Source organism: Actinoplanes palleronii, assembly GCF_016862315.1.
Lineage (GTDB): Bacteria > Actinomycetota > Actinomycetes > Mycobacteriales > Micromonosporaceae > Actinoplanes > Actinoplanes palleronii.
In genome coordinates this window covers 13,451-31,911 of sequence record NZ_BOMS01000035.1, presented here as the reverse complement: position 1 = coordinate 31,911, position 18,461 = coordinate 13,451, and the positions used below count along the sequence as shown (strand labels likewise).

At 69.3% G+C, this 18,461-nt stretch carries 22 protein-coding genes and 1 tRNA gene; 15 read left to right on the top strand and 8 right to left on the bottom strand.

All coding sequences use genetic code 11. The annotated features are described in order from the left end of the window. Positions 1-141: 141 nt before the first annotated feature. From Apa02nite_RS12910 to Apa02nite_RS12900, 3 genes are read right to left on the bottom strand one after another with little or no spacing between them, the layout of a single operon-like run. Complete coding sequence (locus tag Apa02nite_RS12910; RefSeq protein WP_203825241.1) at positions 142-873, bottom strand: CDP-alcohol phosphatidyltransferase family protein; 732 nt, start codon at positions 871-873, stop codon at positions 142-144. After that, complete coding sequence (locus Apa02nite_RS12905) at positions 848-1,909, bottom strand: iron-containing alcohol dehydrogenase family protein (protein WP_067690443.1); 1,062 nt, start codon at positions 1,907-1,909, stop codon at positions 848-850. The genes Apa02nite_RS12910 and Apa02nite_RS12905 overlap by 26 nt, the downstream gene beginning before the upstream one ends. After that, positions 1,897-2,628 (bottom strand): phosphocholine cytidylyltransferase family protein, encoded by a 732-nt coding sequence (locus tag Apa02nite_RS12900; protein WP_203825240.1) that lies wholly within the window; start codon positions 2,626-2,628, stop codon positions 1,897-1,899. Before Apa02nite_RS12900 ends, Apa02nite_RS12905 begins: the two co-directional genes overlap by 13 nt. A 148-nt stretch (positions 2,629-2,776) precedes the next feature. On the opposite strand from Apa02nite_RS12900, the gene Apa02nite_RS12895 reads away from it, so the two are divergent. The 3 genes from Apa02nite_RS12895 (at position 2,777) to Apa02nite_RS12885 (ending at position 6,247) form a co-directional block, all read left to right on the top strand. Continuing rightward, positions 2,777-3,871 (top strand): aminotransferase-like domain-containing protein, encoded by a 1,095-nt coding sequence (locus Apa02nite_RS12895; protein WP_067690449.1) that lies wholly within the window; start codon positions 2,777-2,779, stop codon positions 3,869-3,871. A 203-nt stretch (positions 3,872-4,074) separates the two neighbouring features. Beyond that, positions 4,075-5,202: a magnesium and cobalt transport protein CorA gene (locus Apa02nite_RS12890; protein ID WP_203825239.1), complete on the top strand. Its 1,128-nt coding sequence runs from the start codon at positions 4,075-4,077 to the stop codon at positions 5,200-5,202. 61 nt (positions 5,203-5,263) lie between these two features. Then, entirely contained in the window at positions 5,264-6,247 is a 984-nt protein-coding gene (locus Apa02nite_RS12885) for a type VII secretion protein EccB (RefSeq protein WP_203825238.1), read from the top strand. An 18-nt stretch (positions 6,248-6,265) separates the two neighbouring features. Here the strand turns inward: Apa02nite_RS12885 and Apa02nite_RS12880 are convergent, their stop codons facing one another. Next, complete coding sequence (locus tag Apa02nite_RS12880; protein ID WP_239164285.1) at positions 6,266-6,868, bottom strand: hypothetical protein; 603 nt, start codon at positions 6,866-6,868, stop codon at positions 6,266-6,268. 132 nt (positions 6,869-7,000) lie between these two features. On the opposite strand from Apa02nite_RS12880, the gene Apa02nite_RS12875 reads away from it, so the two are divergent. Together Apa02nite_RS12875 and Apa02nite_RS12870 are read left to right on the top strand one after the other, a co-directional pair. Next, the gene (locus Apa02nite_RS12875; RefSeq protein WP_067690458.1) at positions 7,001-7,540 is read left to right on the top strand and encodes a peptidylprolyl isomerase; all 540 of its coding nucleotides are present in this window, start codon (positions 7,001-7,003) and stop codon (positions 7,538-7,540) included. 22 nt (positions 7,541-7,562) lie between these two features. Further along, positions 7,563-8,474, top strand: a complete 912-nt coding sequence (locus Apa02nite_RS12870; RefSeq protein WP_067690460.1) for a rhomboid family intramembrane serine protease — start codon at positions 7,563-7,565, stop codon at positions 8,472-8,474. Between the two features lie 310 nt (positions 8,475-8,784). On the opposite strand, the gene Apa02nite_RS12865 is transcribed toward Apa02nite_RS12870, so the two are convergent. Next, a complete protein-coding gene (locus tag Apa02nite_RS12865) occupies positions 8,785-9,186 on the bottom strand; it encodes a PH domain-containing protein (protein ID WP_203825237.1) in 402 nt (133 codons plus the stop codon). A gap of 87 nt (positions 9,187-9,273) precedes the next feature. Between Apa02nite_RS12865 and Apa02nite_RS12860 the strand changes: the two genes are divergently transcribed. Then, positions 9,274-9,696, top strand: coding sequence for a hypothetical protein (locus Apa02nite_RS12860; RefSeq protein ID WP_067690465.1), 423 nt, complete (start codon positions 9,274-9,276; stop codon positions 9,694-9,696). Here Apa02nite_RS12860 and Apa02nite_RS12855 read toward each other — a convergent pair. Together Apa02nite_RS12855 and Apa02nite_RS12850 are read right to left on the bottom strand one after the other, a co-directional pair. Further along, positions 9,679-10,557: a transketolase family protein gene (locus Apa02nite_RS12855; protein WP_067690468.1), complete on the bottom strand. Its 879-nt coding sequence runs from the start codon at positions 10,555-10,557 to the stop codon at positions 9,679-9,681. The two genes, Apa02nite_RS12860 and Apa02nite_RS12855, sit on opposite strands and share 18 nt — an antisense overlap. A 6-nt stretch (positions 10,558-10,563) precedes the next feature. Further along, complete coding sequence (locus tag Apa02nite_RS12850; protein ID WP_203825236.1) at positions 10,564-11,214, bottom strand: thiamine pyrophosphate-binding protein; 651 nt, start codon at positions 11,212-11,214, stop codon at positions 10,564-10,566. A gap of 47 nt (positions 11,215-11,261) precedes the next feature. On the opposite strand from Apa02nite_RS12850, the gene soxR reads away from it, so the two are divergent. The 7 genes from soxR to Apa02nite_RS12815 all read left to right on the top strand — a co-directional run bounded on the left by soxR (position 11,262) and on the right by Apa02nite_RS12815 (position 15,750). Then, positions 11,262-11,705 (top strand): redox-sensitive transcriptional activator SoxR, encoded by a 444-nt coding sequence (gene soxR / locus Apa02nite_RS12845; protein WP_067690473.1) that lies wholly within the window; start codon positions 11,262-11,264, stop codon positions 11,703-11,705. Positions 11,706-11,748: 43 nt separating this feature from the next. After that, positions 11,749-12,753 carry a PKD domain-containing protein gene (locus Apa02nite_RS12840; RefSeq protein ID WP_203825235.1) on the top strand — a complete coding sequence of 335 codons (1,005 nt, stop codon included), beginning with the start codon at positions 11,749-11,751 and terminating at the stop codon, positions 12,751-12,753. Positions 12,754-12,860: 107 nt separating this feature from the next. Further along, positions 12,861-13,862 (top strand): hypothetical protein, encoded by a 1,002-nt coding sequence (locus Apa02nite_RS12835; RefSeq protein ID WP_203825234.1) that lies wholly within the window; start codon positions 12,861-12,863, stop codon positions 13,860-13,862. Positions 13,863-14,021: 159 nt separating this feature from the next. Then, positions 14,022-14,348, top strand: coding sequence for a hypothetical protein (locus tag Apa02nite_RS12830; RefSeq protein WP_203825233.1), 327 nt, complete (start codon positions 14,022-14,024; stop codon positions 14,346-14,348). After that, on the top strand, positions 14,345-14,680 hold the full coding sequence (locus Apa02nite_RS12825; RefSeq protein WP_203825232.1) for a hypothetical protein: 336 nt from the start codon (positions 14,345-14,347) through the stop codon (positions 14,678-14,680). Before Apa02nite_RS12830 ends, Apa02nite_RS12825 begins: the two co-directional genes overlap by 4 nt. A gap of 1 nt (position 14,681) precedes the next feature. Then, a complete protein-coding gene (locus Apa02nite_RS12820) occupies positions 14,682-15,410 on the top strand; it encodes a WXG100 family type VII secretion target (protein ID WP_203825231.1) in 729 nt (242 codons plus the stop codon). A gap of 1 nt (position 15,411) precedes the next feature. Next, positions 15,412-15,750 (top strand): hypothetical protein, encoded by a 339-nt coding sequence (locus tag Apa02nite_RS12815; RefSeq protein ID WP_203825230.1) that lies wholly within the window; start codon positions 15,412-15,414, stop codon positions 15,748-15,750. 163 nt (positions 15,751-15,913) lie between these two features. Here the strand turns inward: Apa02nite_RS12815 and Apa02nite_RS12810 are convergent. Then, positions 15,914-15,998, bottom strand: a tRNA-Ser gene (locus Apa02nite_RS12810). Positions 15,999-16,076: 78 nt separating this feature from the next. Between Apa02nite_RS12810 and Apa02nite_RS12805 the strand changes: the two genes are divergently transcribed. Next, entirely contained in the window at positions 16,077-17,039 is a 963-nt protein-coding gene (locus Apa02nite_RS12805; protein ID WP_203825229.1) for an NAD(P)H-quinone oxidoreductase, read from the top strand. Between the two features lie 153 nt (positions 17,040-17,192). Continuing rightward, entirely contained in the window at positions 17,193-17,807 is a 615-nt protein-coding gene (locus Apa02nite_RS12800) for a DUF4352 domain-containing protein (protein ID WP_239164284.1), read from the top strand. The last annotated feature ends 654 nt before the right edge of the window (positions 17,808-18,461 follow it).

Genomic DNA, 18,461 nt, shown 5'->3' with positions numbered 1-18,461 from the left:
CTCCCCACGCTCGGCGGACAGCGCGGTTGCGTGTGAACTTTTGGTGCGCTCCGCGCCCAAACTCCCCACGCTCGGCGGGCAGCGGGGTTGTGTGTGAAGTTTCGGTGCGGAACGCACCGAAACTTCACACGCTCGGGGGTTTTAGCCTCGCAGGGCGGTGCGGCCGGTGAAGGCGATGCTCGCGGCCAGGAAGCCCGCGTTGATCAGGGTGAACAGCGCGACGAACCACACGGTCCACTGCGGCGCCACGGTCAGCAGCACCCCGGCCAGCGCGATCACCGCGCCGTAGTCCCGGACCAGCTTGACCGCCCGGACCGGCAACGACGTGCTGCTCAGCATGCTGGACGCCTGATCGCCGTGCTGCATCACCGAGGTGACCAGGTTGACCATCCAGGTGGCCGCGAACGCGGCGAGCAGCCACGCCGGGGTGTCCGGCTCCTGCGCCTTGGCGACCGAGGCCAGCGCGGCGACCAGGGCGGACTGCACGGCCACGTCGCAGAGCACGTCGAGCCGCCCGCCGGCCGCGCTGGTCTGGCCGGTCACCCGGGCCAGCTGGCCGTCGGAGCAGTCGAACGCGTACGCCAGCTGCCAGCCGACCAGCGCGATCAGGCCGACCAGCCAGCCGAACCCGCTGCCGTCGGCGACCGGGCCGGCCGCCGCGATCACCACGAACGAGGTGAGGCAGCCGATGCCCAGGTTGCCGACGGTCATCACGGTCGGGCTGAGCTTGTTCTTGAACGCGAAGACCGAGAGCCGGGAGCCGATCCGCTGGCTGATCGCCTCGCTGAACAGGCCACCACCCCGGTTGACCGCGTAGTAGTCGGCGGCGGTGGGCACCCGCCCGGGCTCAGCGGGCCGCGACGGCGAGCTCATACGCGTCCAGTCTCTGCTGGGTCTCGTCCGGCGACATCGCCAGATGTTCGAGGATCGTGTAGCGGTCCGGGCGGGTCCGGGGGGCGAACTCGACGGCCCGCACGAACTGCTCGGCGGTCAGGCCGACGTCACCCGGCGTACGCGGCAGCTGGTGCCGGGCCAGGCAGTCGGCCATCTGCTCGAACCGGCGCTGGTCGCCGCGCAGGAACGTGCAGAACAGCGCGCCCAGGCCGGCCAGCTCGCCGTGCGAGGCGGTGTCCGGGTAGAGCGAGTCGATGGCGTGCATGATCTCGTGACAACCACCGCTGGACGGCCGGCTGCTGCCGCAGACCGCCATCGCCAGGCCACTGGAGATCAGCGCCTCGGCCAGCACGGTGACGAACGCGTCGTCGGACATGTCGCCGGGCATGCTCAGCACGGCCTCGGCGCCCATCCGGGACAGCGAGGCGGCCAGCCCGTCGACCGGCTCGCCGCGGACCTGACGGCCCAGCTCCCAGTCGGCCAGCGCGCTGATGTTGCTGATCACGTCGCCGATGCCGGCCCGGTTGACCCGCTCCGGCCCGTTCTCCACGAAGTCCAGGTCGACGATGACGCCGAACGGGATGTGCACCCCGTACGAGCCCTTGATCCCGTCGTTGATCAGGCTGGCCACCGGTGAGGCGATGCCGTCGTTGGCCAGGCTGGTGGCGACCGAGACCATCGGCAGGCCCCAGCGGCTGGCGGCGTACTTCGCGGTGTCCACCGTCTTGCCGCCGCCGATGCCGACCACCGCGTCGAAGTGCCCGGAGCGCAGCTTGTCGGCCAGCTCCAGGGCGGCGTCCAGGGTGCCACCGGTGGTGACGTAGACGCTCGCCGACTGCAGTGACGGGCGCAGCAAGTCGACGATCTGCTCGCCGATCCCGGGACCGACCACCACGGCCACGTCCCCGCCGGCCGAGATGCGGCCGTCCGCGAGGATCCGGCCGAGGTCCGCGACCGCGCCCCGCCGCACGTCGATGTGCAGCGGGGTCTGGACGCTACGAGCTAGTAGCGGCATGCGATGTCCCGGGCCTTCGCCAGGTCCTCGTGGTTGTCGACCTCGACCCAGGGCAGCTCGCCGATGGTCGCCGCGCGGACCTCGCCGCCGCGGTTCGCGAACTCCTGGAAGCCGTCCTCGTAGTACAGGTCGGGGTTGCGCTCCCAGGTCGTCTTCAGCGCGTCGGCCAGCGCGGCCGCGGCGGTCGCCTCGATGATGTTGGCGCCGATGTACTCGCCGAAGGCCTCGGCGGGCTCCATCAGCTTCGTGATCTTGGTGAGCTGGCCGTCGGCGTTGAAGACGGTCTTCATCTCCTCGTCGGCCAGCTTCTTCACGTTGTCGATGGCGAGCAGGATGCTCGGCCCGCGCTTGGCGAGCAGGATCTCCTCGACGGCGACCGGGTGCACGGTGTCGCCGTTGACCATCAGCGCGCCCTTGGCGAAGTGGTCCCGGGCCAGCCAGAGCGAGTAGGCGTTGTTCCACTCCTCGGCCTTGTCGTTGTGCACCAGGGAGATCTTCACGCCGTACTTCTTCTGGAAGGCGTCGACCCGCTCCTCCACCGCGCTCGCGCAGTACCCGACGACGATGGTCACGTCGGTCAGGCCGGCTGCGGCGAGGTTGCGCAGGGAGATATCCATGATCGTGGTCTCCCCGTCCACCGGGACGAGCGCCTTCGGCAGCGTGTCCGTGTACGGGCGCAACCTGCGCCCGGCGCCGGCGGCAAGCACCAGACCGATCATGGGGTGGATCCTTCCAACGAAGAGAGAGGTGTGCCCCGGAAGGATACCTACCGTTCACCTTTCCCCGGACTTCGCGCAGGGCGACCGAGAGGTGGACACTGACGGGCCACCGGGAAAAACGGGTAGAGGCTGCTTCTAAGCTGGCACCATGACCGCTGAGCAGCTCATCTCGTTCGCCCGTGGTGCTCCGTCGCTGGACATCGTCGACGTTGAGGGCCTGAAGGCCGCCGCCATCCGCGCCTTCGACGCCGATCCGGCCGGCGTGACCGCTTACGGCACGTCCGTCGGTTATCTCCCGCTGCGCAAGTGGATCGCGGACAAGCACGGCGTGTCGCCGGACCAGGTCATCGTGACCAACGGCTCACTGCAGGCCGACGCGTTCCTCTTCGGCCACCTGGTGCAGCCCGGCGACGACGTGATCGTGGAGAAGCCCACCTACGACCGCACCCTGCTCAACCTGCAGAACCTCGGCGCCACCGTGCACCAGGTGACGCTGCGGCCGGACGGCATCGACGTCGACGAGCTGCGCGCCCTGCTGGAGTCCGGGATCCGCCCGAAGCTGGCGCACATCATCCCGAACTACCAGAACCCGGCCGGCCTCACGCTCTCCGAGGAGAAGCGGCACGCGCTGCTGGCCCTCGCCGAGCAGTACGAGTTCCTCATCTTCGAGGACGACCCGTACGTGGACATCCGGTTCCGCGGTGAGCCGCTGCCGTCGATGCTCTCGCTGGACTCGAACAACCTGGTGGTGCACGCCTCCAGCTTCACCAAGACGGTCTGCCCCGGTGTCCGGGTCGGTTACCTGGTCGGCCCGGCCGCGCTGATCGACGCGATCGCCAAGAAGGCCACCAACCTCTACATCTCCCCGGGCATGGTGTCCGAGGCGATCGTGCACCAGTTCTGCGTCTCCGGTGACATCGAGAAGTCGGTCCGGACGGTCAGCGCGGCGCTGGGCGAGCGGGCCACCCGCCTCGCCGAGTCGATCCGCAAGCACATCCCCGGCGCCACCTTCACCGAGCCGGACGGCGGGTATTTCCTCTGGGTCGACCTGCCGGCCGACGTCAACGTGGACAAGCTGTTCCCGGCGGCCATGAAGAAGGGCGTCGCGATCGTCAAGGGCAGCGACTTCCTGCTCGAGGGCGGCCACAACTCGGTGCGTCTGGCGTATTCGGCGGTCACCGTCGAGCAGATCGACGAGGGTGTCCGGCGGCTCGCCGAGGCCATCGACGAAGTACGCGGCTGAAAGTCGCTGGTTTCCACCCGGGCCGGTCGGGTAACTGATACGGCATGCCCGGGTGGGCCCCGCGCGTCAGACCCCCCGCCGACAAGCGGCGGCCCGCCCGGTCGTAACTCTTCCGGCACGCTCTCCGGTACTCCCTCCCGGCGCGACCGGGCACCGAGGAAGTAGCCTCGGTTGGTTTGTCGGGTCACCCGGGGGAGGTTGGCATGAGCGACCGTGAGAACGGCGCGTGGAGCCGAGGCCGGCCGTTGTCCAAGGCGTGGGCGGCCCGGGCGATGAACCGCTTCCTCGGCTCCGCCGAGACACCTGAGGACTCCGGCGAACCGGGTACGCCCGGCACCTCGGTGGTCGACTGCGCGGTGTACGTCGGTGGCGAGCGGATCGCCGGTGACTTCTCCCCGGACCAGGCCTTCGACGAGGTGCGCCGGCGCGACGACGCGTTCGTCTGGCTCGGCCTGCACGAGCCGTCCGAGCTGGAGATGGCCGACATCGCGCACACCTACGGGCTGCACGAGCTGGCCGTGGAGGACGCGGTCAAGGCCGAGCAGCGGCCGAAGCTGGAACAGTTCGGCGAGGTGCACTTCCTGGTCCTGCGGACCGCGCGGTACGTGCCGCACCAGGAGCTGACCGAGAGCTCCCAGGTGGTCGAGACCGGCCAGATGATGATCTTCATTGCCGACAAGTTCGTGATCACTGTCCGGCACGGTGACGCCTCGGAGATGTCCCCGGTGCGCGCCGACCTGGAGAAGCAGCGCGCGGCGTTGCTGCAGCAGGGCCCGTGGGCGGTGGCCTACGCGGTGACCGACCGGGTGGTCGACCACTACCTCGTGGTCGCCGAGCAGGTCGAGGCGGACCTGGACCTGATCGAGGAGGGTGTCTTCTCCCGCGATCGCAGCGCGCCGATCCAGCAGGTCTACCAGCTCAAGCGGGAGCTCGTGGAGTTCCGCCGCGCGGTGGTGCCGCTGCAGCGCCCGCTCTCCGGGATCATCGCGAGCCAGGGTGTGGTGCCCAAGGAGATCCGCCGGTACTTCCGGGACGTGCAGGACCACCTGACCCGTACGGTCGAGCAGGTCGCGTCGTACGACGACCTGCTCAACTCGATCCTGCAGGCGCGCCTGGCCCAGGTGACGGTGGACCAGAACAACGACATGCGCAAGATCGCCGCCTGGGCCGGTATCGCCACCGTGTGGACCGCCGCGGCCGGGGTCTACGGGATGAACTTCGACTACATGCCGGAGACCACCTGGCGGTTCGGCTATCCGGGGCTGGTCGCGATCCTCTCGCTGATCACAGTGGTGCTCTACCGCGCTTTCCGGCGCAACGGCTGGCTCTGAGCGCCCCTCCGCCCGCCGTCCGGCGCGCTAAAAGGTCGACCGGAGCCGATAAAATGACCGGATGTCGTCGGAGCGGTTCGCGCTCGAACGGCTGACCGGGGCGCTCATCGCGCACGACGCGGACCCGAGCCGGCCGCCGCTGCGGCGTGCCGGTGCGGTGGCGCTGACCGGGGTGCTGCTCGCCGCGCTCACCGCCGGCGTTCTGGCCGGATACGGGATGCTCAGCGGAGCCGGCGCAGGACTCGCCGAGCCCACCGACCCGTCCGCGGTGCTGCTGGACCGGCGCACCGGCGCGCGGTACGTCTACCTGGAGTCCGACCGCCGCCTGCACCCGGTGCTCAACTACACGTCCGGTCTGCTGCTGGCGGCCGGCCCGAGACCGGGTGTGAAAACTGTCACGGCGGCGCGGCTGGCCGAGGTTCCACTGGGTGCGACGCTGGGCATTCCGGACGCGCCGGACGCGCTGCCGACGGCGGGGAACCTGCTCGGCGGCGCCTGGACGGTCTGCACCGAGAACGGCGCGAGCACGCTGCTGGTCGGGTTCACCCCGGACGGGCCGCCGGTCACCGACCGGGCGCTGCTGGTGCGGGACCCGGCCGGTCGGACGTTCCTGGTGCACGACGGCCGACGGTTCCGGGTGGACAGCACGATGCGCGGGACTGCCTGGCCGGTCGCGGCGGCGTGGATCGACGCGGTGCCGGCCGGACCGGATCTGATCAGCCCGCCGGTGCCCGCGATCGCGGATCCTCCGGTACGGGCGTGTGTCACCCGCCCGGCGGACGGGCCGGCGAGCGTGCGGCTGAACCCGGCGGTGCCGTCGGGTACCCCGGTGTACGTGCCCCGCGGCCACGGTGCCGTGGTGACGTCACCGACCGGTGCGGTCCAGGTGGTCACCGACGAGGGGCGCGCCTATCCACTGGCGAGCCGGGAGTTGCTGGTCACACTCGGCTACCCGGACGTACGCCCGGTGCCGGTGCCTGCCGAACTGGTGACGCTGCTGCCGGCCGGCCCGCTCCTGGATCCGGAACGGGCCCGCCGGCACTGAGCAGACACCACTGACGGATTACTTCAGCGGGTCGGTCTTGCCGATCGGGTCGGCCGAGGTGCCGTTGGCCGACGTGTAGACGGTCGGCTCAAGGGGCTCGAACGCCGCGTCGTCCGCGCCGGTGACCGTGGTCGGGCTGGGCGCCGCGTCGTACTCCTCCCACTGCGCCTGGTTGCGACGCTTGACGTACCAGGCGGCGCCGACACCGACAGCCGTGCCGAGCAGGGCGTACCCGGCGAGCTTGCCGCCGCGGTTGCTCTTCTTGCGGCCGAGCGCCCTCTCGGCGCGGGCCTGCAGCTTCTCGGCCCGCTTGCGCTGTGCCTTGATCTCCTTTTTGGAGATCTTCTTGGTTGTCTTGCCGGCCTGCCGGACGTTGTCGGTCGCGGCCGTGACCAGCGGGGTCAGCGCCGCGAGGGCACTGTCCCAGCTCTGCGACGCCGTGTCCTTCGCCTTACCGGCCACCGGCTGGACCCGCTCGACCGCGGCGTTGAACCTGGGGCCGACGGTCGCGCTGGTCTCCAGAGCGGCAAGCGAAGCGGCGCGCTTGAAGTGATCCACGCTCTGACCGAGCTCGTCACGCATCTGCGCACTCCGGCGCTTACGGCGCATCGTTGCGAACATCAGTGCCACCTCCTGTGGTCTGTTCCCAGCTCATGTTGCCTTCTCGGGTACCCCCGCGCGGCCGGATCAGACACATGGGGGAGGATCCGACCTGACGAGAACATTTTCCGAACTTCGCAGACGGGAGTACCCGTGGCCGAGACGATTTACGCCACCCTGCACACCAACCATGGTCCGATCCGGCTCCAGCTGTTCCCGGACCACGCCCCGCAGACCGTCCGCAACTTCGTCGAACTCGCCGAGGGCACGAAGGCTTACACGGACCCGCGCACCGGTCAGCCGGGCAGCGGACCGTACTACGACGGCACCATCTCGCACCGCGTGATCAGCGGCTTCATGGTCCAGATGGGCGACCCGACCGGCACCGGCCGGGGCGGCCCGGGCTTCCAGTTCGGTGACGAGTTCCACCCGGAGCTCTCCTTCGACCGGCCGTACCTGCTGGCGATGGCGAACGCGGGCCCCGGCACCAACGGCTCGCAGTTCTTCATCACGGTCGGCGCGACCCCGCACCTGAACCGTCGGCACACCATCTTCGGCCAGGTCGCGGACGAGCAGTCGGCGAAGGTCGTGGACTCGATCGCGACCACCTCGACCGGTCCCGGCGACAAGCCGCGCGAGGACGTTGTGATCGAGCGGGTAGAGATCGAGCGGGCGGGCGCCAAGGGCGCCTGAGCGCTCACGGTACCTTTGTGCCATGAGTGAGGCTCCCTCCACGGCGACGGTGTGTTATCGGCATCCGAACCAGGAGACCCTGCTGCGCTGCAGCCGGTGCGAGAAGCCGATCTGTACCAACTGCATGAACGACGCTCCGATCGGCTTCCACTGCCCGGACTGCGTCAAAGAGGGACGGCGTAACCAGCGGCGAGCGCTCAACGCCTTCGGCGGGAGCCTTGCCGCTGGCCGCGCCGGGTACGCCGTGAAGACCATCATCGGGATCAACGTCCTCGTCATGATCGCCTCGGTGATCGTGGGCGGGCCGCGTGCGATCGCCGGCGCCGGCGGATTCTTCAACCTGATGGGCGCGCCCACTCCGCTCACCAACGCCGGCGAGGTGATCGGCCGGGCGTTCTACACCGACGGCAGCGTCGCCGGCATCGCCGAGGGCCAGTGGTACCGCCTGGTCACCGCGATGTTCCTGCACTACGGCGTGGTGCACCTGGCGCTGAACATGTCGCTGCTGCACCAGATCGGGTCGTACCTGGAGTTGCGCTTCGGCCCGGCCCGCTTCGCCGCGCTCTACCTGCTCGGCGGCCTCGCCGGCAACGTCGCGGCCTACACCTTCCAGCCCGCCGCGCAGGCCGCCGCGGGCGCCTCGACCGCCACGTTCGGCCTGGTCATCGCGATCATCATCGTGAACCGGCGGCTGATGCTGGACACCAGCTCGCTGGTGCCGCTGCTGGTGACGAACCTGCTCTTCACGTTCGGCGTCCCCGGCATCTCGATCGAGGGTCACCTGGGCGGCCTCGCGGGCGGCGCGGCCGCGGCGTTCGTCCTGGCCTACGCGAAACTCCCGAACCGCACCGCCAAGCAGGTCATCGGCTGCGCCCTGATCCTCGCCATCCTCCTGGCCACGGCAATCCTCCGCACCCACCAGATCCTGACGTAGCGGTCCGCCGCAAGATCGCTGTGGCTTCAGGCCCCTTTTCCGGTACGAACTATGACTCCCAGTCCGCAGGCTACGAGCCGCGTCCCGTGATGGTCCCGCGCGAGACCGCTTCCACTCCCGGCCGTGGCGCGCCTCCCGACTTTGGCTGGCTCTCAGGGGTGTCTCCGCAGCGCGGAGACACCCCTGAGGCCCAGCCGGGACTCCGAGCCGCGCCACGGTCGGGAGTAGCCACGACCTCGCGCCGGCCTCACGGGCGGGACGTGGCTTGTAGCCTGCGGACGAGCGCTCCCTATTCGTACCAAATAGGGTTTTATGTCTGAAGTGCGGACAGCTCCGTGGCGACGTCGTCGGGGAGGGCGCCGAGCTCGTGGGCGCCGAACAGGTAGATCGCGTCGCCGGCGTCGATCTCCAGCAGCTCGCTGCGCAGGCCGCGGCGGACCGTGCGATCGACCCGGACGCGCTCCACGGCCGACCAGGGCAGGCGCCGGCGGCGGGCGAATCCGGTGACCACGGTGATCCCGTCGGGGTCGGCGGCGAGGCGGACCGGGACCAGGACGTCGCGCAGCGCCCAGAGGGCCAGTCCGGAACTGATCAGCGCGGCGAGTGCCCAGCGGATCGGGTCACCGGGGGCGAACGCGACGGCCAGCACCACCACGGCGACCGCGCCCATCAGCTTGGTGACCGGCAGGACCGGCTTGACTCGCCACTGCATGGGGACACTATGGCAGCCCTGCCGATGTAATTCCTTATTCAGCAGCTCAGGCCGCTGCCTGCGCTGTTCATCTCCCGTTAAGAGGTCATGGACGTGATCTCGCGTACGTTCCACCTCGCCGCCACCGATGCCGGCGTCGCCATCCCCAGCCGCCACCAACCGATCGTGGAGCGTTGCGTCGATGCCGACGACGACGCCGTTCTGGTGACCCACTGTCAGCGGCCGGAGGCGCCCCTCGCCGGCGACCACCTGTTGCTGCTCACCCGTCGCCGCCTCGTGGTGATCCAGCAGACCCCGGTGCTGCACCGGCTCCGGCTGCACCTGAACGCGAACCTGCGCCACCTCAGCAACGTCACCTGGCGCCCCGATCTGAGCCGCCCGGCGCTGGAGTTCGCCGCCACCGCGGTGGACGGCGTCCGCGAACGGTTCCGGATGAAGTTCCCGGACACCGCCGCGGTGTGGCGCTTCGAGGGTGTCCTGCGCGACGTGTTCCTACGCCCCAGTGCCTAGGAAGTCCTGCAGCGATCGGCGCAGTCCGGCCTCGTCGAGGCCGTGCACGCGGGCGTGGTCCCGCCACGTTCCGTAGTTGCGGACCTCGGCCCGTCCGACGCCGAGGTGCAGCGACCGGTGTGGCAGCCCGTTCAGCGCCTCGCTGACCAGCCGCGCCGACGTGCCGGCCAGGTACGGCTCGACCACCACGACCTCCGCCTCGGTGAGCAGCCGCAGTCCTTCGGTGTCCAGCGGGCGCGGCGTGTTGGTGTACGCCACCGTCACGTCCATGTCCCGGGTCGCGGCCAGCACCGGGTCGAGCATCGGCCCGACCGCCAGCACCAGCGGCCCGCCCCGCTTGAGCACCCGCAGCTTCCCGGCGTCGGGGTACGCCCGGCTGTTCTCCTGCTCGACCAGACGCAGGTAGACCCGGTCATCGTGCCGGGCCGCCGCGCGCAGCATGGCCGGCACCTCGTCGCGATGTCCGGGCACCTGCACGGTCCAGCCGTCCAGCGTGTCGAGCAGGGCGACGTCACCCGGCGACTGGTGCGTGTAACCCGCGCCGGCCGCGTCGTACGAGCCGCCGATGCTGACCAGCACCGCGCCGGTGTCCTGGTGCCCGAGATCCAGCTTGATCTGCTCGTACGCCCGGTCGATCAGGAACGGCGCGTACGAGTGCAGGTAGGGCCGCATCCCGGTGAGCGCCAGCCCACCGGCCACGCCGACCATCAGCTGCTCCCGGATGCCCACGTTGAGGGCCCGATCGGGGTGCCGGCGCAGCGCCGGGCCGAACGCGTCGGCGGAGATGTCGGCGAGCACCAGCGCGGTCCGCGGATCCTCGTCGAGCAGCGCCGTGGTGGTGGCGATGAACGTCTCACGCATGTCCGGTCAGCCCTTCGTCTCGACCGCGGCGACGACCAGGTGCGGCCGGCCGGAGCGGACCTGCAGGCCGTGCTCGATCTCGTCGTGGTCGTGCCCGTCCACCATCGACACCGACCAGCCCGGGAACCGCGCCGGGATCCCGCCGGGCCACCCGTGCGTCGCGGACTGGTTGTCGATCACGATGGCGGTCAGCGGCAGCTGGATCGCCGCGGCGTACGCGATCGCCTCGTGGTTCGACCCCTCGTCCAGCTCCGCGTCGCCGAGCAGCACGAACGTGCGCGTCTGGGCGTATCCCTGTGCCCGCAGGCCGAGCGCCACCCCGACGGCGAGCCCCAGCCCGTGCCCCAGCGACCCGGTGCCGGCCTCGACGCCGGGGATCAGCACCCGGTCCGGGTGGGTGCCGAGCCGGCTGTGCCACTCGCCCATCCGGTCCAGCCAGCCGTCCGGGATGAAGCCGCGGTCGGCGAGCACCGCGTAGTACGCGGCCGGCCCGTGCCCCTTGGAGAGCAGGAACCGGTCCCGGTCCGGATCGTCGGCGGTCTCCGGGGTGATCCGGAGCACCCGCTCGTAGAGCACCCGGATCACGTCCAGGGTGGAGTGGGCGCTCGGCGCGTGCTTCTGGTCGCCGGTGAGACGGCGCAGTGTCGTGACGGTCATGTTGGATAGGCTGCAACTTGAAGTGCACTTCAACTCAAGGGGACCGGATGGAGACCCTGACCATCGGGGACATGGCCGCTCGCAGCGGGGTGGCGGCGTCCGCGTTGCGCTACTACGAGCGGGAGGGCCTGCTGCACGCGGCCCGGACCGGCGGCAATCAGCGGCGTTACGAGCGGGCCGATCTGCGCCGGATCGCGTTCATCAAGATCGCCCAGCAGGTCGGGGTGTCCCTCGAAGAGATCCGGGAGGCGCTCGCCGAGCTGCCGGAGAACCGGACGCCGACCAAGGCCGACTGGTCCCGGCTCTCCAGCCGCTGGCGGCACCGGCTGGACGAGCGGATCGCGATGATGGAGCGGCTGCGGGACCAGCTCACCGGCTGCATCGGGTGCGGCTGCCTGTCACTGCAGCGGTGCAACCTGATAAACCCCCGGGACCAGCTGGCGACGCGCGGCACCGGTCCTCAGATGATCCTCAACCCGCCGGAGGACTGACCGATCTTCGGGTGACTTCGTCGACCACCCGTCAGGGAGATCCATGCTCGCCACCCGACCTCGCCGCTACTCCGCACTGTTCGCCTCCGGGCTGGGCGCGCTGCTCTCCGCAGGGCTGGCGGTGCACCCGGCGCAGGCCGCCGGAGCTGCGGCCCAGGGCGTCTACCAACTCGGCGCCACGAGCGTGTTCGCCGGGCAGTCGGTCACCCTGAACCAGCTCTCACTCTCCGGCAACGAGGACGACTCGGTGCAGAACCGGCAGGTCGACTGGGGTGACGGCACGTCCGTCACGATGGGCGACGGCACCAGCCTCAAGCACCAGTACGCGGCCGCCGGCGCGTATCGGGTCCAGGTCGCGATCACGGACACGGACGGTGACAGCACCGGGACGTTCTCCGGCGTGGACACGGTGACCGTGGCGAAGGTCGGCGGGACGTACAAGATCCTGGCCCCCTCGGTCTGGAGCGGGCCGGCCGGCACGCAGCTCAGCGGCCTCACGCTGAGCGGCGTCCCGGCCACGGTGGCCACCGTGAAGATCGGCTGGGGCGACGGCAGCACCAGCGAGGTCGCCCGGACCGGCCTCCGGGCCGTGCACACCTACTCCGGGTCCGGCACCCGCACCGTGACCGTGACGCTGGCCGACACGAACGGCGACTCGTCACCGCTGGCGGTCGGCACCATCGCGGTGAAGTCGGACACGGTACGCCCGTTCGTGACGATCACGACGCCGGCCAAGTCCTCGAAGGCGTCGTCCTGGCGGACCCTCCACGGCACCGCCGGTGACAAGGCGTCCGGCCTGGACATCGCGCTGATCGGGCTGGGTCAGGTGCGCGGCAAGACGCAGTACTACTTCAACGGCAAGAAGTGGGTGAAGGGCTCGGTCCAGAAGGCCGAGCCGATCGTGGTCCGCGCCGGCTCCAGCGGCACGTGGTCGTTCAAGCCGGCCGCCGCCCCGACGAAGGGCACCCTGGTCATCTGGACCGGGGCCCGCGACAAGGTGGGCAACACCTATCTGCCGGACGGCAAGAAGGTGACGCTCAAAAGCTGACTGAAAACCCGGTAGGCGGGCTTGCGCCCGGTGCGTATGTTGATCCTCGGTTTGATCGATTTCCGCGCCGGGCTGACCACTCGCTCGGCCCGCCTCCCGGGGGATCCATGCGTCTCACTCAGCCTCGACGGCTGTCCACTGTGCTGGCTGCCGGTCTCGGCGCCGCCCTCTCCGCCGGCCTGATCGCGCAGCCCGCGAACGCCGCTGGCGCGCCCGCCCAGGGCTCGTACCGCCTGAACTTCACCAGCGTCTACACCGGACAGTCCGTGACGGTGACGCAGACCTCGCTGACCGACAACGAGGACGACCGCCTGCTCAGCAAGATCGTGAGCTGGGGCGACGGGACGACCAGCTACCTGTCCGCGAACGAGCTGACCGCCGGGCACAACTACCGGTCGGCCGGGGCTTACCAGGTCTCGGTCGCGCTGAACGACCTCGACGGCGACACCGTCGGCACGTTCGCCGGCGTCAGCAAGGTCTCCGTGGCGAAGGTGACCGGCACGTACAAGCTCAGCACCCGCACCACCTGGAGCGGGCCGTCCGGGACGCTGCCGGTCAGCGTGTCGCTCGCCGGGGTGCCGGCCGGCGCCACCAAGGTCCGGATCGGCTGGGACGACGGCAAGTACAGCGTGGTCGCCCGGGGCACCAAGTCGGTGTCGCACCGGTTCGCGTACAGCGGCACGCACCAGGTGACCGCCGAGCTGTTCAACAGCGCCGGTTACTCGTCGCCGCTGGCCCTCGGCTCGGTGAACGTCAAGCTCGACTACACGAACCCGACCGTGAAGGTCACGACCCCGGCGAAGGCGAACCGGGTCGCGTCCTGGAAGACCGTCCGCGGCACCGCCGCCGACAAGGGCGCCGGGGCATACCGGGTGGCGATCGTGGTCGGCCAGGTGCGCGGCACCACGCAGTACTACTTCAACGGCAAGAAGTGGGTCAAGGGCAGCGTGAACAAGTCCAAGCTGCTGTACGCCACGGTCAAGGCCGGTAAGTGGTCGGTGAAGATCGCCACCCCGAAGAAGGGCTACCTGATCATCGGTTACGCCGCGGTCGACAAGGTCGGCAACGCGTCGTACGGCAAGAGCAAGCAGGTCAAGCTGACCCGCTGACCCTCAGCGTGACGAAAGGCCCGGCGAGAGCCGGGCCTTTCTGCTGTTCAGGGACTCGCCGGGCGACGTTTGATGGATGGCACGTTCTGACTGAACCCCCGAGTATGGATGAGCGTTGATACGGTAGTCAGGCTTTGTACGGGGAGTAACGGGGGCGGTATGAACAGCGGAGTTGATGAAGCCAAGCTGATGCTCAAGCGGCTTGTGGGCAAGTTCGCCTTCTTCTTCGCCGTCATCTACTTCCTGCTGGCCTTCGCCGGCGTCGTCAGGCTGGCGCAAGGTGACCACGTACCCCTGTCCACATGGCTTCTGCTCATCCCCGCTGGCGTGGTGTTCGTCCTCGCCGTGATCGATGGCATCAACCTGCACCGGTTCAGTGACTCCGACCGGCTCGGCAAGCTGTGGAGACGGTGCGGGATCTTGACCGTGAGCGGCGTCGTCCTGCTGGTGCTCGCCGTTCTCCTCGTGGGAGGGATCGACTCATGACGTTCCGAGTGGAGCCCAGCTCGTTGCGGCTGTACGCGGCCGAGCTGACCGACCAGTCCGAGGCCGCCGAGGAGACCCGCGGTTACGCCAGCAAGTGGGGGACGTTCGGCCCGCACGACCAAGGGGCGCTGGGCTTTCTGCACGGCAAGCACGGGGACCTGATGGCGCAGCTCACCGACACCCTGACCAAGCTCGCAACGGTGCTGGACACGTCGGCAACGAACATGCGCGGCGTTGCTGAGACGTACGAGAACACCGATGCCAAGTCCGCGGCTGAGATCGACGGGAGCTATCCGCCGGCGCAACGGCCCATCACGTCGGCCGGAAGCTGACATGGCTGATCCGACCGCTGCCCTGGTCGCTCCGGGGGAACCCGACGCCTCCGCGGCCGACGGGTTCCCCGATCCCGGGGCGCTCTTCAACTACCTGTCGCCCACCTACTGGATCAACGCGACCATTGAGCGCACGACCGGCAAGGATGTGATCGGGTATCTCACCGCATCGATCGGCGGCGACTGGGGACCCATCTACCAGTTCGGCGACGCGCTGATCAGCATGGGCGAGTGCGTGGACCGGGTGGGCGTCAATGTCCAACAAGGAATGCTGGCGCTCGACTCCGCTTGGGACGGCAACGCGAGCGACGCGGCGTACAACTACTTCACGTCGTTGTCCTCGTCGGTGAACCTGCTGCGTACGAAGCTGAACGAACTAGGCGAGTCGTACCACAAAGCGGCGAACGGGGCGTGGGGCCTGGCGAACCAGCTCGGCAACCTGCTCCAGGGCCTGGTGGACAACGCCATCCTTGCGGGCGTTATCGCGGGTGGGAGCACCGCGCTGATGTCGACCGGAGTCGGAGCCGTGGCGGCCGGGCCCGGATACGTGGCTCTCACCCTGGTCATCGCCGACATGGTGGTGCTGGTGAACAAGATGTCCCTGATCATCAACACCGCCCTGACGGTGATCATGGGCTCCTTCGGCATCGGCATGGACATCGTCTACCAGGGCGGAAGCCTCGACGACATCCCGCTGCCGGCCACGGCGTACGCCCCTCCGGGAGCCTGACGTGAGCGAGCGCGACGAAGAACCCATCGACCGCGAACTTGAGGCGATGGCGGGCAGCGCGGCGATGGCCCGGGAGGTCAAGGCGGCCCTGGCCCGGATGAAGAACGGCGAGGCCGGCCCGGAGATGGCGGAGATGGCAAGCGACCTGCTGGAGGGTCGGATCCACCTGCGTGACCTCGCCGCCACGTCGGTGTACTCCGGACCGATGCTGGAGGGCATCGAGAGGTACAAGCAGTGGGAGTCGGAGTTGACCCCGGAACAGCGCGAGGCCCTCACGAGCGAGGTCCGGGACAAGTTCGGTGCGAACCCGAGTGACCTACGCGACACCAACCGTCCGTGACCTGGCAGCATCCACATCGTGGGTCGCGGTCCTGCGCTCCCGGTCGTTGCCGCGGATTTGCCGCGGATTTGCCGCGACGAGCGAGATCGAGATCTAACACAGAGAACCCCCGCCGTCCTGCGTTCGTGCAGGTCAGCGGGGGTTTTTGCTGCTCATGATCGAGCGGAGGACGTGGGATTCGAACCCACGATGAGTTTCCCCATACCGGTTTTCAAGACCGGCGCCATCGGCCACTAGGCGAGTCCTCCCGTGGTGCCCGCTTCAGTCTGCCAGACGCTCTTCCGGTCGTGGTGTTCGTGTCGTACCTCTAGGGCACAGTCGAAGTCATGCGCGCCATCGTGATCGAGGACAAGCAGCTGCTCTGGACCGAGGTTCCGGATCCGGAGCCGGGCCACGGCGAGGTCGTCGTCGACGTCACCGCCGCCGCGGTGAACCGGGCTGACCTGCTGCAACGCCAGGGGCATTACCCTCCGCCGCCCGGTGCGCCGGTCTATCCGGGGCTGGAGTGCTCCGGGGTGGTCAGCGCGGTCGGCCCGGGTGTCGACGGTCACCACGTGGGTGAGCGGGTCTGCGCGCTGCTGGCCGGCGGGGGTTATGCGGAGCGTGTCGTGGTGCCGTCCGGTCAGCTGCTGCCGGTGCCGACCGGGTTGTCGCTGGTCGAGGCGGCCGCGCTGCCCGAGGTTGCCTGCACGGTCTGGTCCAACACGGTGTCGCACGATCGGCTGCGGGCCGGTGAGACGTTGCTGGTGCACGGCGGCGGCAGCGGGATCGGCACGTTCGCGGTGCAGCTGGGCAAGGCGCTGGGCGCGACGGTGCTGGTCACCGCGAGGTCCGCGAAACACGAGAGGCTGCGCGCGCTCGGCGCCGATCTCACCATCGACTATCAAACCCACGATTTCGTACGATCAGTGCACGAAACCACCGGTGGCCGGGGTGTCGACGTGGTGCTCGACATCATCGGCGCGACGTATCTCGCCCGCAACATCGAGGCGCTCGCGCCGGGCGGCCGGATCTCGGTGATCGGCTTCCAGGGCGGCACTCGCGCCGAGCTGGATCTGGGTGCGCTGATGGCGAAACGCGGCACCATCTCGTCCACCTCGTTGCGCGCCCGCCCGGTGCCGGAGAAGGCGCGGATCGTCGCCGGGGTCCGTGATCAGGTGTGGCCACTGGTCGCCGCCGGTGTGGTGAAACCGGTCATCCACACCACGTTCCCGTTGGCCGAGGCGGCCGCCGCGCAGGAGCTTATGGCGTCGAGTGATCACCTCGGGAAGATCCTTTTGCTCCGCTGATCACCCGATCGAGGGAATATCCTCTGGGAGATTTGCCGGATAAAGTCCCATTTGCGGCGAGTCGTGGCAGCGGTCGGCCGTGGTCAACCCAGCATGGACGGACAGCGCGTCCGATTCTCGGGTGCGCCAAGGATCTGTTCGCTGGGGGACACCGTGACGTACACACCACACCGGGCCACGACCATCCGGGTGATCGACCCGGATGACGAGGGTGTGGACGAGTGGGCGCTGCGCTGGCGGACCCGGATCTGGGTGGGCGGTGGCATCGTCGCCGCCCTGGCCCTGATCACGTTCGGCATCTGGGCGGTGGCCACCGCCGACCGTCCGGCCGGCGGCCCGGTGGTGGTCCGCGGACTGCCCGCTGCCGATGCCGCCGACACGGCGCCCGGCGGATTCGCGGTCCGGGTGAAACGCGTGCGGTGCGGCGTTTCCGCGGTCGGCCCGGACGGATGGGAACAACGCGCGGACGGCCAGTTCTGTCTGCTGGACGTACGCGTCACGAACAACGGCGTCGAGCCGGAACTGTTCGACAGTTCGGCGCAACGCGTCTACGACACCACTGGAGCAGCCTACGCGGTTGCCGCCGAGGCTGCGGTTTTTCTCAATGATGACAGCCCGACACTGCTCGACGAGATCCGTCCGCGGACCTCGGTGAACGGGGTTCTGCCCTTCGATGTTCCGAAGGATTCCCAGCTCAGCGAGGTTTCTTTGCACGGCTCGATGACCACGCCCGGCATCCGGATGTCACTGCCGGCAGCCGAACAGTGATGACCCTTTATCTTTTCGAGATCGAGGGATTAATTATCTGAATCCAGCCACATAGCAATTCCAGGTGTGTTGGCATGGTCCACGGAATACCAAAGTTGTCCGGGTTCCCATTGCTCTGTCTCGACGGGGTAATAGCGCGGCACCGCACCATCCGCCGCGCTGAGATGGGATTCGCGCGAGTGCCCCGGGCCTATTTCGGAGGCAACACTGCACGGTACGTCCACACGCCGCGTGCTGACCGCCGGCGCTCTAGCGCTGGCCGTCATCGCACCGGCCGTAGACCCTGCCGAGCACGCCGCGGAGGCCTTCCAAGCCCCGCAGGCCCTGCCGGCTCACCCGGAACCAGCGGTCTTCGGCCCGCGCCTGGTTCCGCCCGCCGGGCACCAGCTGGACGGTCTCGCCGTCCACGGGTTCCCGGGCGGAATCGACTCTTCGGGCGGCTTCGACGAGAGCTTGTACCAGCGGCGTCAGACCGCTTCCGAGCGGGCGACCCGGGCGATGATCCGTCGTTCGACAGCGGTGCGGCCCGTGCCGGTGACTCCGCTGCGGGTGCGCCCGGTCACCGCACAGCCGCTCCGGCGGCCGGTGACGGAGCAGCAGCGCCAGTCCGCCGAGCGGCAACGGCCGTCCGCAGAGCGGCAACGGCCGTCCGCA

Excerpts from the sequence above, each read along its gene's own strand:
- Apa02nite_RS12910 (WP_203825241.1), bottom strand. The coding sequence starts at position 873 with ATGAGCTCGCCGTCGCGGCCCGCTGAGCCCGGGCGGGTGCCCACCGCC.
- Apa02nite_RS12905 (WP_067690443.1), bottom strand. The coding sequence starts at position 1,909 with ATGCCGCTACTAGCTCGTAGCGTCCAGACCCCGCTGCACATCGACGTG.
- Apa02nite_RS12900 (WP_203825240.1), bottom strand. The coding sequence starts at position 2,628 with ATGATCGGTCTGGTGCTTGCCGCCGGCGCCGGGCGCAGGTTGCGCCCG.
- Apa02nite_RS12895 (WP_067690449.1), top strand. The coding sequence starts at position 2,777 with ATGACCGCTGAGCAGCTCATCTCGTTCGCCCGTGGTGCTCCGTCGCTG.
- Apa02nite_RS12890 (WP_203825239.1), top strand. The coding sequence starts at position 4,075 with ATGAGCGACCGTGAGAACGGCGCGTGGAGCCGAGGCCGGCCGTTGTCC.
- Apa02nite_RS12885 (WP_203825238.1), top strand. The coding sequence starts at position 5,264 with ATGTCGTCGGAGCGGTTCGCGCTCGAACGGCTGACCGGGGCGCTCATC.
- Apa02nite_RS12880 (WP_239164285.1), bottom strand. The coding sequence starts at position 6,868 with ATGTTCGCAACGATGCGCCGTAAGCGCCGGAGTGCGCAGATGCGTGAC.
- Apa02nite_RS12870 (WP_067690460.1), top strand. The coding sequence starts at position 7,563 with ATGAGTGAGGCTCCCTCCACGGCGACGGTGTGTTATCGGCATCCGAAC.
- Apa02nite_RS12865 (WP_203825237.1), bottom strand. The coding sequence starts at position 9,186 with ATGCAGTGGCGAGTCAAGCCGGTCCTGCCGGTCACCAAGCTGATGGGC.
- Apa02nite_RS12860 (WP_067690465.1), top strand. The coding sequence starts at position 9,274 with ATGGACGTGATCTCGCGTACGTTCCACCTCGCCGCCACCGATGCCGGC.
- Apa02nite_RS12855 (WP_067690468.1), bottom strand. The coding sequence starts at position 10,557 with ATGCGTGAGACGTTCATCGCCACCACCACGGCGCTGCTCGACGAGGAT.
- Apa02nite_RS12850 (WP_203825236.1), bottom strand. The coding sequence starts at position 11,214 with ATGACCGTCACGACACTGCGCCGTCTCACCGGCGACCAGAAGCACGCG.
- soxR (WP_067690473.1), top strand. The coding sequence starts at position 11,262 with ATGGAGACCCTGACCATCGGGGACATGGCCGCTCGCAGCGGGGTGGCG.
- Apa02nite_RS12840 (WP_203825235.1), top strand. The coding sequence starts at position 11,749 with ATGCTCGCCACCCGACCTCGCCGCTACTCCGCACTGTTCGCCTCCGGG.
- Apa02nite_RS12835 (WP_203825234.1), top strand. The coding sequence starts at position 12,861 with ATGCGTCTCACTCAGCCTCGACGGCTGTCCACTGTGCTGGCTGCCGGT.
- Apa02nite_RS12830 (WP_203825233.1), top strand. The coding sequence starts at position 14,022 with ATGAACAGCGGAGTTGATGAAGCCAAGCTGATGCTCAAGCGGCTTGTG.
- Apa02nite_RS12825 (WP_203825232.1), top strand. The coding sequence starts at position 14,345 with ATGACGTTCCGAGTGGAGCCCAGCTCGTTGCGGCTGTACGCGGCCGAG.
- Apa02nite_RS12820 (WP_203825231.1), top strand. The coding sequence starts at position 14,682 with ATGGCTGATCCGACCGCTGCCCTGGTCGCTCCGGGGGAACCCGACGCC.
- Apa02nite_RS12805 (WP_203825229.1), top strand. The coding sequence starts at position 16,077 with ATGCGCGCCATCGTGATCGAGGACAAGCAGCTGCTCTGGACCGAGGTT.